Consider the following 12,949-nt stretch of genomic DNA (forward strand, 5'->3'; position numbering starts at 1 on the left):
CACCGCCATTCTAAGCCGAGGTTGCTGCGCGAACACGGACGTGTCGCTGGACGGCGGCTATCTCGCGCAGCGCCTCGTTGAGCAGGCTCCGATTCAGCGGCGACAGCTCCGACATCAGCACCACGTCGCCGGGCCGGTGACCGGCGGACAATTGCCCGACCTGATGCACCATCCGCATGCGCTGCAACGTCACGAAAACCTCGGTCAGCACGGTGGCGTCGCGTTCGGAGAGCACCCCGGCCGCAGCGGCCGCGCTGAGCCGCTCGGGTGTGCTCGCGGCGGTCAGACCTGCGGCCAGACCGCCCCAGCGGGCCAGGTTGACGATGGGCACCAGTGCGTGCGTCTTCAGATCGAAGGTACCGCCGCGCCGCGAGAGCACATCCCGCAGCGACCGGGTACGAACCTTCCCGGACAACGCGTCCAGCAATTGCAGGCGCAATGCGTCGGGATGCTCGGCGGCCATCCGCCCGAAGGCCGCGGGCACCGCGCGCAGCTGGGGATCGCCCCACACCACGCGGCCGTCGATGAGCAGCGAGGACATGATGAGACCACGGCCGTGCAGCGGGTCGTCGAGCCACTGTGCCGCGGCCGTCGCCCACTCGCCTTGCGAGCGGGCGAATTTCGGCTTGGCGGCGATCGCCCCGTTACTGTCCGCCGGTAATCCGCACGCGTCGAGGATGGCGTGCGTGCGCTGCGCGATTGCGCGCAGTTGTCCACTGGCGGTGGACAACTCGTCGTTCCAGCAGAGTGCGCTGTCCACGTCCGAGGACGGCATCGCCTCGCGCCGGGCGATGCTGCCGAGGGTCAGCCAGGAGAATCCGCCGGCCGGCGCGTCCCCGAACTCGGCGCGTGCGAGCTCGAGCGCCTTGCGGATCACCGCATCGACCACCACCGACAGGATGCCGCTCGTCGCGGACGCTTTGGTGCCGTTGCGGAACAGATCGACGGTGGTGCCCGGGATTTCGCGGGCCACCTGTTGCAACTGCGCCGGGTCGGTCGCCGCGCCGATGGCCCGGCGCAGCGTGAAGCTCTGCCGGGCCGAGGCCGCGAGCAGATCCGAGTCCTCGAGCACGCCGAGCACCTCGCCACGCCGGGTGACGACCGGCAGGTGCCGCAACCCGCAGTCGAGCATCTCCATCAGCACGGCCTCGCCGGTCAGGTCCGCGGTGACCCGCCGCGCAGGGGCGCTCATCACCCGCGCGATCGCCACATCGACCGGCAGTCCCGCCGCCACCACCCGGGCACGCAGATCCTGGTCGGTGAAGATGCCGAAGTCGCCGTCGGGCAACCGGATCAGCACCGACGAGACGTGGCGCTCGGTCATCCGGACCACCGCGTCGCGAACGCTGGTCTGCGGCGTCACGAAAACCGGTGTGCTAGAGACGAGTTCACCGGCCGGACGACTGCCGAGGGCCGGCGAGACGGGGGCGCGGTTGCCGGACCGGGTTTTCCAGTTCGACGAAGCGAGGAAGGCGAGTCCGTCCGGTTGCGCGAACCACACCCGCACCAGCTCGCCCGGCAGCCGGATCAGCAGACTCGGTTCGATTGCCAGCGCGACGAATTCGGCGCTACCGCCGGTGAGCAGCGGCACATAGCCGAAGATGCCGCCGCGCTCGACGGTGTCGATGGTGCGATCGCCGTCGGCGCCGCCGCTGGGCCGCAGTGCGACCCGCCCTTGCCACAGCATCCAGATCTCGTCGGGCACCTGCGCCGAGTAGTCGCGGATCACGGCGCCCGCCGCGAATTCGTGCAGGGTCGAGGCCGCGGCCAACCGGTCGAGGTCGGCGCGCGGCATCGACTGGAACGGCGCGTTTCCGCCGAGGAACGCCGCTAGTTCGCCCTCCGCAGGCATTTCCGGCTCACGTCGCCCTGATGAGATCCGCGCACTTCTCCGCCATGGCCATGACAGTAATGTTCGGGTTCACCGCGGGCAATTTCGGCATCGCGGACGCGTCCACCACCCGTAATCGCGATACCCCCTTCACCCGTAGCTCGGGATCGAGCACCGCCATCGGGTCCTCCGGCGCGCCCATCCTGGCGGTTGCGGCCGGGTGATAGACCGTGTTGTGCGTGGCGTGGATATAGCTCAGCAGTTCGTCGTCGGTGGTGGCCTCGGGCCCGGGTGCCAGCTCTCGGGCGATCCACGGCCGCAGCGGCGACTGCTCGGCGATCCTGCGCGCCAACCGGATTCCGGCCAGCATGACCCGTTCGTCGTGGCCGTCGGGGTCGGTGAAGTAGCGCGGGTCGACCTTCGGCCGGTCCCGGAAATCCCTGGTGCGCAATCGCACCGTGCCGCGCGAGCGGCCCTGGGTGACGTTGGGTGTCAGGCAGAAGCCGTTGTCGGTGGTCGGATAACCGTGGCGCAGCGTATTCATGTCGAACGGCACGCTGCCGTAGTGCATCATCACGTCCGGCAGGCGCAAGGTGTCGTCGGTGGTGGCGAAAAGACCTATCTCCCACCACTGGGTCGACGTGTCGACCATCGGCCGTGCCGCCTCCCAGAACACCAGTCCCTCGACATGGTCGTCGAGGTTGGCGCCCACACCCGGTGCGTCGACCCGCACCGGAATGCCGATCTCGCGCAGATGCTCGGCGGGGCCGATGCCGGAGAGCAACAACAACTTCGGCGTATCGATGGCCCCAGCCGTGACGACGACCTCACGCCGGGCCGAAACACTGTCGTAGCCGGTACGATCGGGCCGCTGATACCGCACCCCGGTCGCGTTGCGCGCCTCGTCGAACAGGATCTCGCTGACCCAGCAATCGGTGCGCACCACCAGATTCGGGCGCGAATCCAGCACGGGATGCAAATACGCGTGCGATGTCGACATGCGCGTACCGTCTTCCGCCGCGTTGATCTGGAACCATCCCGCGCCGTTGCGCACGGTGGCGCCCCGGTTGAACTGCACGGTCGGCAAACCCACCATCGCAGCCGCTTCCAGCACCGCCAGCCCGCAGGGGTCCACGGGCGGCACATCCCGCAGCCGCACCGGGCCGGTGCGGCTGTGCTGCGGGCCGGGGGCGTCGTTGTTCTCCAATCGGGTCACATACGGCAGCACCTCGGCCGAGCTCCAGCCCTTCGCGCCGAGCGCGGCCCACTCGTCCAAACCCTCTGCGGGTGGCCAGAACGCGATACAGGAGTTGTGCGAGGAACATCCGCCGAGCACCTTCGCGCGGGCGTGCCGCAGAAAACTGTTCCCGCGTTCCTGCGGCTCGACCAGGTAGTCCCAGTCGTATCCGGAATCCAGCAGATGCATCCACCGGTCGAGTTCGAGGATGGCCCGGTCACCGACATCGGAGGGGCCCGCCTCCAGCAGGCACACCGACACGTCGGGATCCGCGCTGAGCCGGGCGGCGAGCACGCAGCCCGCGGTACCGCCACCGGCGATCACATAGTCGAACACCGAGTCAGACATCGTTGCGCACCTCCGCGGCGTGTGAAGCGAGTGTTCCGATCCGCTTGCGGCCCTTGATCCCGTACCAGGCGAGCCCGGCCGCGAGGATCGCGCCGATATAGACGAACGCACCCCAGGTGTTGTACCAAGGTGTGCCGTAGACGGACTGGCGCGGCCAGGCCAGGTTCAACGCCATGCCGACGCCCCAGACCACGGCGACGATGTTGACCACCAGGCCCCAGCGTCCCATCGTGAAATACCCGCCCGCGGCAAGCTCTTTCGGCGGCCACTGCCCGCGCAACCGCCGGCTCAGCATCGGCCCGGTCACCATCAGGTAGGCCAGATAGATCATGATGATCGCGATCGAGGTCAGCACCGTGAAGATCTTCGGCTGTCCGATGTTGACCACCAGGATCAACGCGGCCAGCACGCCGATCAAAACCGCGGGGATCACCGGCGTCTGCGTCTTCGGATGCACCCGGGCCAGCTTCTCACCGAACGGCAAGGCGTTGTCCCGGGCCATCGCGAAGGTCAGCCGGATCGCGGCGGTATGCACGGCCAGCGAGCACACCGTCACCGCGATCACGATGCAGCACAGGAAGATCGTGCCCAGCGGACCCCACATCACCTGTTCCACAATGTATTGCAGACCGCCGCTGGAGCTGCCGATCTGCGGATCGGCCAGATCCGGCGCCGCCATCACGGCGAACGCCAGGATCGCACCGCCGATCACGAACGAGGCCAGCACCGCCCGCAGAATCGCCTTGGGCGCCGTGCGCCGCGGCTCCACGGTCTCCTCCCCCAGCGAACTCGCGGTGTCGAAGCCGTACATCACGTACCCCGAGGCGAGCGAGGCCACCAGGAACGCACCGAGGTAACCACCGGCCTCGCCCGCACCATAGCCGTGCGTGGAGAAGAACACCTGCGGGCCACGAGTGGCGTTGGCCGCCAAGATGATCGCGATCAGCACCGCCGCGATCAGTTCGATGAACACGCCCGCGCTGTTGATCATCGCCATCAGCCGCACGCCGAGCGCGTTCACCGTGGTGGTGAACACGATCATGATCGTCCCGAGCAGGACCGCGTTGGTGGCGTAATCGTATTCACCGGTGCCGTCGCCGATGATCTGGAACCCGCTCCACAGTCGCGGCAGATTCAACTGCAGCGCCAGCACCACCGCGGCCAGTGTCACGATCGAGGCGGTCAGCATCAACCAGCCCGAGGACCAGCCGACGATTCTGCTGCCGAGTTGCTTGGACCAGTTGTAGACCGACCCGGCGACCGGGTAGCGCGCGGCGAGTTCCATGAAACACAGTGCGACCGCCAGCTGCCCGACGAAAACGATGGGCCACGACCACAGATACGCCGGACCGGCGCTGCCGAATCCGAAATAGAACAACTGGAAGGTGCCGGTGAGTATCGAGATATAACTGACGCCCGCCGCGAAGCTGGCGAATTTCCCGATACTTCGATCGAGTGATTCCTTGTATCCGAAATCTTCCATTCCGCTGTCATCGGACACACTGCGTTCCGTGGCTACCATTGTCTACCGTGCCTTCCGCGGTTGGCCGTACGGGCTGTCCGGCCGAGATCTACAACTTGTGCTCAGACGCCCTTGAACCACTCCGCCGGCTTCGGTGCCGTGTTGTGCCAGATGTGCTTTGTCTCCTGGTATTCGGCCAGGCCGGTCGGGCCGAGCTCGCGCCCGTTACCGGATTTCTTGAAGCCGCCCCATTCCGCGGCGGCGGTGTAATAACCGAAGTCGTTGAGCCACACCGTGCCGTGACGCAACGCGCGCACCACCCGCTCGCCGCGGGCCGGGTCCGACGTACGCACGCCGGCCGCCAGGCCGTACTCGGTGTCGTTGCCGAGCCGGATCGCCTCGGCTTCGGTGCGGAAGCGTTCCACCGTCAGGATCGGGCCGAAGGTCTCCTCCTGCACGATGCGCATCGACCGGTCGCAGTGATCGAAGATCGTCGGCAGGTAGAAGCTGCCCGCCTGCAATGCGGGATCACTCGGCCGGGCACCACCGGTCACCAGCTTGGCGCCCTCCGAGATACCCAGCGCGACATAGGCTTCCACTTTCTCGCGGTGCTGCTCGGAGACCAGCGGTCCGGTCTCGCTGGCCGGGTCTAGGCCGGGGCCGACCCGGATCCGCTCGGCCCGGCTCGCCAGCTCGGCGACGAAGTCGTCGGCGATCGTTTCCTCCACGATCAACCGGGTGCCCGCCGAGCAGACCTGCCCGGAATGCAGGAACACTCCGGTCAGCACCTGGTCGACCGAGCTCTCCCAGTCGGCGTCGGCGAACACGATGTGCGGATTCTTGCCGCCGAGTTCCACCGCCACCTTGGTGACGTGCTCGGCGGCGACCTTGCTGATCGTGCGACCGGTCGCGAGACCGCCGGTGAACGAGATGAAGTCGACGTCGGGAGTGCCGGTCAGCGCGGCACCGAGCACCGCCCCGCTGCCCTGGACCAGGTTCAGCACGCCCGCGGGCACCCCGGCCTCCTCGGCGAGCCGCGCGAACTCGATCGTGCTCAGCGGGGTGACCTCACTCGGCTTGAGCACCATGGTGCAGCCTGCGGCCAGCGCGGGCGCGACCTTCCACGACATCTGGAGCAGCGGATAGTTCCACGGCGCGATGAGCACACAGACGCCGATCGGCTCACGCACCACACGGCTGAGCACCGCCGGATCGCCCACGTCGATCAGCCGGTCGGCCTGTACCGCGATCGCGCTCGCGTAGTAGCGGAACACCGAGATCACATCGTCGATGTCGATCTCGCTCTCCACCAGGGTCTTTCCGGTGTCCGCGGTCTCCAGCCGGGCCAGCCGGTCCTTGTCGCGGGCCAGGAGATCAGCGATCCGCAGCAGCAGGGCCGCCCGCTCGGCGACCGGCGTCGCAGGCCAGCCGCCCGCGTCGAAGGTCGCGCGGGCGGCGGCGACGGCCGCCTGCGCGTCGCGCGGGGTGGCCTCGTCCACCGTCGCCACCACCGAGCCGTCGGCCGGATCGATGATCTGGCGCACGCCGCCGTCCTCGGCATGCGTCCATCGACCATCGATCAGCAGATCCGGATCACCGTTCATCTCATGTCACCTCACGTCACCGATACGACAGGACAACCACTCGTGGAACTCCGCGATGTGATGCTCGGCGGGCACGAGCACCCCGCCCTTACGGTAGGCGCGCGAGGACATGGTGGGTTGCGTTCGCTCGCATGCCGCGAAATCCTGCTCGTTCACCCGGTGGAACAATTCGACGGAGCGGGACACATCTCGTCCCGCGGCGACCACATCCTTGGTGTACAACCAATCGCATTCGACGATAGTGCGGTCCGCGGACATCGGGAACATTCGGTGGAAAATAATGTGGTCCGGGACCAGATTGACGAACACCGTCGGCCGGATCGTGATGGCGTAGTAGCGACGGTCCTGTTCGGGGGTAACCCCCGGCAGCCGGTCGAAACCCGGTGAACCGTCGACGGTGAATCCGGCGATATCGGCGCCGAATTCCGCGCCGTGGCCGACGAACACCTGTGCGGCCAGGCCCTGCGCGAATTCGGGCAGCACCTCGGTGAGTTCCGGATGGATGGTTGCGCAGTGGTAGCACTCCATGAAGTTCTCCACGATGAGCTTCCAGTTCGCCGCCACGTCGTAGACCACCCGGCGGCCCACCGCCAGCGTCTCGATCTCGTAGGCGTCGATCGCGGCCGGATCGCCGAGTCGTTCGGTGACCGCACCCACCACGTCGTGCTCGAACACCGGCGGGTCGTCGGCCAGGCAGACCCACGTGTAGCCGAGCCATTCGCGCAGCGCGACCGGGATCAGGCCGTAGGCGACCCGGTCGATATCGGCGCCGGTCGCGTCCTTCAGCGCCGCCATGTTCGGCGCGGCCACCAGTTTCCCGTCCAGGCCGTAGGTCCACGCGTGATACGGGCACTGCAGGTTGCGGCGCACCTGGCCCTGGTCCTCGGTGCACAGCATCGCGCCGCGGTGACGGCAGATGTTCAGGAAGGCGCGCAGGGCGCCGTCGCGGCCGCGCACGATCAGCACGCTCTCCCGGCCGATCTGCACCCGCTTGAACTGCCCGGCCTGCGCGAGATCCGCGGATCTGATGGCACAGAACCACATTCGCTCGAACAGTTGCTCCTGCTCGGCCGCGAAGACACCGTCGTCGACGTACCACTTGCCCCCGAGCGTCGGGATGAGCGCCGGAGTGGTCACCGGCGGCGGATCGGCCATCATGTGGTCACCAGCCTTTGCGGGTCGAAAAGCGCGATGGGGTGCGTGGTCGAGCCGTCGATGACCAGATCGGCCAGCACCTCCCCCACCACGGGAACGAATTTGAAGCCGTGCCCGGAGAAGCCGCAGGCGATGGTGACCCGGGTACCGCGGGGATGCCTGGCGATGACGAAGTGCTCGTCCGGGGTATTGGAGTACATGCAGGTCGCGGAGTGCACGCACGGGCCGGCCAGCGCAGGCAGCAGCGCGGAGACCCGGGTGCGCATCTCCTCGATCTCGTGCGGGTGCACCACCCGGTCGATGGTGTCGGGGGTGCAGACGATGCCTTTGCGGAAAAACGCCGTCTTGACCCCACCCGCCGGGCCGTCGATGGCGGGGAAACCGTAGATCTGCATGCCGGAGGCGTCCTCGGCGATATAGATCGGCTCACCCTCGAACGCCGCGGTCCCGCCGATCGGATCGAGCCAGTACAGCACCTGACGTTCGATGGTGATCGGAATACCGAAGTCCGCCAGCAACTGGGGCGCCCACGCGCCGGGACAGACGACGAGCTGCTCGGCGTGATAAGTGGCGCGCGCCGTGGTCACCGTGACGCCGGACGCGGTTTCGACCCAACCCAGCACCTCTTCGCCGAATGACAAAGTCGCACCGGCCCGCAACGCCAGATCGATATGCGCCTGCACCGTCACCTCGGGCCGGGCGAACCCCCCGTTCGCCTCGTACACCGCGATGTCGTCGTCTGCGGGCGTGAAGTTCGGGAACCGCCGCCGGAGCTGCGCCGCGTCCCAGACCTCGTGCGGCAGTGACCATTCGCGGCTGGCCCGCAGGCTCCCCGCGACCGTGAGACTGTCCGGCGGGCCGAGGTACAGACCGCCGGTGAGCCGGAACACTTCCCGGTCGGCGTCGGCCGCCAACTTCGCCCAGAGTTCGTAGGAGCGCAGCAGCAGCGGAACGTACGCCGGGTCCTCGAAATAGGACTGCCGGATGATGCGCGAACCGCCGTGGCTGGAACCGCGATCGTGGGCAGGGCCGAACTTCTCCAGTCCGAGTACCCGTTGCCCGCGGGCCGCCAGGTGATACGCGGCGGCACTGCCCATGCCGCCGACACCGATCACGATGACGTCGTAACTCTTTGTCGCCGTAGTCATCACGCTCACCTCCTGATCCGCGACATCTCCGGGTCCACCACCGGTTCGGCGTGCACCGTCGCGGCCCAGCGGGTACCGAGGTACTCGGCCTCGACCGGGTCACCCACGTCCACGGTCGCGGGCAGCCACGCATAGGCGATGGTGCGTTCGACGGTCGCCGAATAGCCCGCGCTGGTCACGTATCCCGCGCACCCGCCGTCGACGTAGACCGGCTCCTTGCCGAGCACCACCGCGGCCGGACTGTCGAAGACGATGCTGCGCAGCACCATCGCCGGAGCGGGCGCGTGTTCCAGTGCGTCCCGGCCGACGAAGTCGCCCTTGGTCATCCGCACCGCGAAGTCGAGACCGGCCGCGGCGGGCCGGTGCTCCGCGGTCATGTCGGTGCCCCAACTGCGGTAGCCCTTTTCGATCCGCAGGCTGTTGAACGCGATCCGGCCTGCCGCGATCGCCTCGTGTGCGCGGCCCGCCTCCCACAGCAGATCCCAGAGCGCGCTGCCGTATTCGGCGGAGGCATAGATCTCCCAGCCGAGTTCACCGACGTAGGACACCCGCATCATGGTCACCGGAATCGCGCCGATATAGGTCTGGAGCGCCCGGAAGTACTTGAACGATTCGTGCGCCAGGTCGCCGGAACACAGAGGCTGCACCAGATCTCGGGCACGTGGTCCCCACACGCCGATACAGCAGGTGCCACCGGTGATGTCGCGTAGCTGGATCGCGCCGTCGGCGGGCAGGTGGCGGGTGAACCAGTCGAAGTCCATCGGGCCGTTGGCGCCCACCTGGAAACGCTGCGGACCCAACCGAGCCACCGTGAGATCGCTTCGAATGCCGCCGGTTTCGTCGAGCAGCAGCGTGTAGGTGACCGAGCCGACGGACTTGTCCAGGTTGTTCGTGGTGAGCCGCTGGAGCAGCTCGAGCGCACCGGTGCCGGCCACCTCGTACCGGGTCAGCGGCGTCATGTCGAACAGCGCGACCCGCTCCCTGGTCCAGCGGGCCTCGGCGATCGAGATCGGCGACCAGAACCGGCTCGACCATGCGTCGCGCTCCTGGAAGGGCACACCTTCGTCCCGAAGCCGTTGCGCCAGTCCCGCATTGGCCCCATACCAGGCCGGGCGCTCCCAGCTGCCGCCCTCGAAGAAGAACGCGCCCAGCTCCTGCTGGCGGGCGTAGAACGGGCTGGTGCGCAAGCCGCGCAACTTCGTCCGGAACTGGTGCGGATGGATGATGTCGTAGACCTCGACGAAAGCCTGTGCGCTCGTCTCCAGAATGAACTGGTCGCTGCGCGCGACGTCCTCGAAACGGTAGAGGTCGCATTCGTGCACGTCGGTGCTCGGCGCGCCCTCGATGATCCATTCCGCCGTCGCCTTCGCCACGCCCGCCGAATGGGTCACCCATACCGCCTCGGCCACCCAGAATCCAGCGAGGTCGCGGTGCTCACCCATGATCGAGAAACCGTCCGGGGTAAAGGAGAAGATGCCGTTGAACCCCTCCTCGGGCTTCGAATCCCCCAGTGCGGGAAGCAGTTCCATCGACGCACGCCACGCGGGCGCGAAATCGGGATCGGTGAACGGCAGCATCGAGGGCATGGCCTCGCCCGCGGTCGCCGCGGCCAGGGTGGACATATCCACCGGCATCGGCGCGTGACCGTAGTAGCCGATGCCCATCCGGTCACCGTGCTCGCGATAGTAGAGGTCCTGATCCTGATGCCGCAGGATCGGCAAGGGGGCCGTACCCCGTGCGCCCGCGCGCTCGGCCAGGGTCGCCAGGCTCCCGGTCTTGGCGTACTGGTGCGCCATCGGCACCAGCGGTACGACCAGGCCGACCTGCTTCGCCAGCTCCGCACCCCAGAATCCCGCGGCGCACACGACGATATCGGCGGGAATGGTCCCCTCGGCGGTGACGACGCCGACCACTCGGCCGTCGCGCTCGGCGATGCCGAGCACCTCTTGGTCGGGCAGGAAGCGCGCACCGCGTGCGGTCGCGGACCTCGCCTGGGCTTCCACCGCGCGCACCGCGTTCGCCAAACCGTCTGTCGGAGTGTGGAATCCGCCGTAAATGCGGTCTCCGTCGAGCAACGGATAGAGCCGGACACATTCCTCGGCGCTCAGCAAACGCGCTTCGATACCCCACGATTGGGCCCAGCCCGCCTTGCGGTGCAGGTCTTGCCAGCGTTGCGGCGTGGTCGCGACCTCGAGCCCGCCGACCGGATCGAACGCCGGACCGGCCGGGTGATCGAGTCCGCGGAATTTCTCGGTGGTGTAGCGGGCGAACTCGGTCATCGTTTTCGACGGATTGGTCTGGAACACCAAACCCGGTGCGTGCGAAGTGGATCCGCCGGTGACGAACAGTGGTCCGCGATCGAGCACAGTGATATCGGCCCAACCTCGTGCGGTCATTTCATCGGCCAGCGATGCCCCGACGATCCCGGCTCCGATGACGACAACTTTCCGGTGAGCCAAAGGGTGCCTCCGTTGTTGCTAGTAGCGCAACGAATTCGTATTACGCAACAAATAGTCCGCCTTGCACCGCGTGCTGTCAACCGCTGGAAACCGGCCGTTCACCGGGCGATTCCGGGGTTGACGCCTTCGCGTCACCGATGCACACTGTTGCGTATTGCGATTTCTGTTGCGCTCTAAGCAACTCATGGAGGGTTTATGGAATCCCTTGCCAACCACGCCGCGACCTCCGGGACCGAACTGTTCGTCGCACACCTGACCGACCTGCCGGTCGGCGAGGCCGCCACCGTGCACCCCGACGGCGGCGCGCCGATCGCGGTATTCCACACCGAGAGTGGGCTTTTCGCGATCGATGACACCTGCACCCACCAGGATGCGTCACTGGCCGACGGCTGGGTGGAGAATTGCACGGTCGAATGCCCGCTGCACGAGTCGTGTTTCGACCTGCGCACCGGACAGGTCTCGGGGCCGCCCGCCAAAATCGGTGTGCGCACCTACGCCGTGCGGGTGCTCGACGGTGCTGTCGTGGTCGCGGTCCAGCCATGAGTGTCGTCGTCATCGGTGCGTCGCTGGCCGGGTTCTCGCTGGTTCGCGAGTTGCGCGCGCGCGGCTACGGCGAATCGATCACCGTGGTCGGCGACGAAGTGCACGCCCCGTACGACCGCCCGCCGTTGTCGAAGGAATTCCTGCGCGACGAGGTCGATCTCGCCCTCGGCGCGATCGGTGACGATCCGGGAACCCGCTGGATCCTGGGTCACCGAGCGGTCGAAATCAATCGGGCCACAGCCGGTCCCGGTGTCACACTGGACGACGGGACAGTGGTCACCGGTCGTTCGCTCGTGCTCGCTACCGGTGCCCGTGCCCGTCCATTGCCCGGCGCGCCGGCGCTCGACGGAATCCACACGCTGCGCACCGTCGACGACGCGCGCGCGATCCGGGCTTCGCTGCGCGCCGCCCGCGCCGTCGTCATCGTCGGAGCAGGTCTGATCGGCTCTGAAATCGCTTCGACCGCAGCGGCTCTCGGTGTGCAGGTGACCGTGGTGGAGCTGGCGGCCGCACCGCTGGCGGGCGTATTCGGTCCGCTGCTCGGCGCGCTGTGCGCCGACCTGCACGCAGCCAACGGGGTGCACCTGCGCACCGGCGTCGCCGTCGCGGAATTCCGTGGCCGCGGCCGGGTCGAGGCCGTGCGGCTCACCGACGGCACCGTGATGCCCGCCGATACCGTGATCGTCGGCATCGGCGCGACACCCAATACCGAGTGGGCCCAGCATTCCGGGCTGCGGATCGACAACGGGTTCCTGACCGATTCACGGTGCCGTACTTCGATTCCCGGCATCTATGCCATCGGCGACTGTGCTCGCGCCTACCACGACGCGCTGGGCGGGCACCATCGTAGCGAGCACTGGTCCAACGCCACCGCCCAAGCGCGGATCGCGGCCGCCGCCGTGCTCGGCGCACCCGCCGACCGTGCGCCGACCGCCTATTTCTGGTCGAAGCAGTACGGCCACATGATCCAGTTCGCGGGCGAGCACCGTGCGGGCGATACGCTCCGGTTCCTCGACGGCGACCCGTCGGCTCCCTCGTGCACCGCGCTCTACGAACGCGACGGCGAACCGGTTGCCGTGTTCGCGATCGACAACGCCCGCCTGTTCACCCGCTACCGCAAACAGATCGAGCGACGGCCCGCGGCCGTCGCCGCCCCGTAGGA

9 protein-coding genes are annotated in these 12,949 nt (G+C 67.7%); 2 read left to right on the forward strand and 7 right to left on the reverse strand.

The features are described 5' to 3' along the window. Positions 1-10: 10 nt before the first annotated feature. From NBRGI_RS15025 to NBRGI_RS15055, 7 genes are all read right to left on the reverse strand, one after another. Positions 11-1,852 (reverse strand): putative nucleotidyltransferase substrate binding domain-containing protein, encoded by a 1,842-nt coding sequence (locus NBRGI_RS15025; protein WP_029896683.1) that lies wholly within the window; start codon positions 1,850-1,852, stop codon positions 11-13. Between the two features lie 7 nt (positions 1,853-1,859). Beyond that, positions 1,860-3,416 carry a GMC family oxidoreductase gene (locus NBRGI_RS15030; protein ID WP_029896685.1) on the reverse strand — a complete coding sequence of 519 codons (1,557 nt, stop codon included), beginning with the start codon at positions 3,414-3,416 and terminating at the stop codon, positions 1,860-1,862. Continuing rightward, positions 3,409-4,938: an APC family permease gene (locus NBRGI_RS15035; RefSeq protein ID WP_029896687.1), complete on the reverse strand. Its 1,530-nt coding sequence runs from the start codon at positions 4,936-4,938 to the stop codon at positions 3,409-3,411. The genes NBRGI_RS15030 and NBRGI_RS15035 overlap by 8 nt, the downstream gene beginning before the upstream one ends. A 62-nt stretch (positions 4,939-5,000) precedes the next feature. Further along, a complete protein-coding gene (locus tag NBRGI_RS15040) occupies positions 5,001-6,482 on the reverse strand; it encodes an aldehyde dehydrogenase family protein (RefSeq protein WP_029896690.1) in 1,482 nt (493 codons plus the stop codon). Between the two features lie 6 nt (positions 6,483-6,488). Then, entirely contained in the window at positions 6,489-7,640 is a 1,152-nt protein-coding gene (locus NBRGI_RS15045) for an aromatic ring-hydroxylating oxygenase subunit alpha (RefSeq protein WP_051727783.1), read from the reverse strand. Continuing rightward, complete coding sequence (gene solA / locus NBRGI_RS15050) at positions 7,637-8,785, reverse strand: N-methyl-L-tryptophan oxidase (protein WP_029896694.1); 1,149 nt, start codon at positions 8,783-8,785, stop codon at positions 7,637-7,639. The genes NBRGI_RS15045 and solA overlap by 4 nt, the downstream gene beginning before the upstream one ends. Before the next feature lie 5 nt (positions 8,786-8,790). Next, a complete protein-coding gene (locus NBRGI_RS15055) occupies positions 8,791-11,244 on the reverse strand; it encodes a GcvT family protein (protein ID WP_029896696.1) in 2,454 nt (817 codons plus the stop codon). Between the two features lie 195 nt (positions 11,245-11,439). Here NBRGI_RS15055 and NBRGI_RS15060 point away from each other — a divergent pair, with 195 nt between their 5' ends. Together NBRGI_RS15060 and NBRGI_RS15065 are read left to right on the forward strand one after the other, a co-directional pair. Beyond that, positions 11,440-11,787 (forward strand): bifunctional 3-phenylpropionate/cinnamic acid dioxygenase ferredoxin subunit, encoded by a 348-nt coding sequence (locus NBRGI_RS15060; RefSeq protein WP_200882171.1) that lies wholly within the window; start codon positions 11,440-11,442, stop codon positions 11,785-11,787. Then, entirely contained in the window at positions 11,784-12,947 is a 1,164-nt protein-coding gene (locus tag NBRGI_RS15065) for an NAD(P)/FAD-dependent oxidoreductase (RefSeq protein WP_029896701.1), read from the forward strand. Before NBRGI_RS15060 ends, NBRGI_RS15065 begins: the two co-directional genes overlap by 4 nt. Positions 12,948-12,949 lie beyond the last annotated feature (2 nt).

The sequence above is a fragment of the Nocardia brasiliensis IFM 10847 genome (genome assembly GCF_000710915.1).
Taxonomy (GTDB): domain Bacteria; phylum Actinomycetota; class Actinomycetes; order Mycobacteriales; family Mycobacteriaceae; genus Nocardia; species Nocardia brasiliensis_A.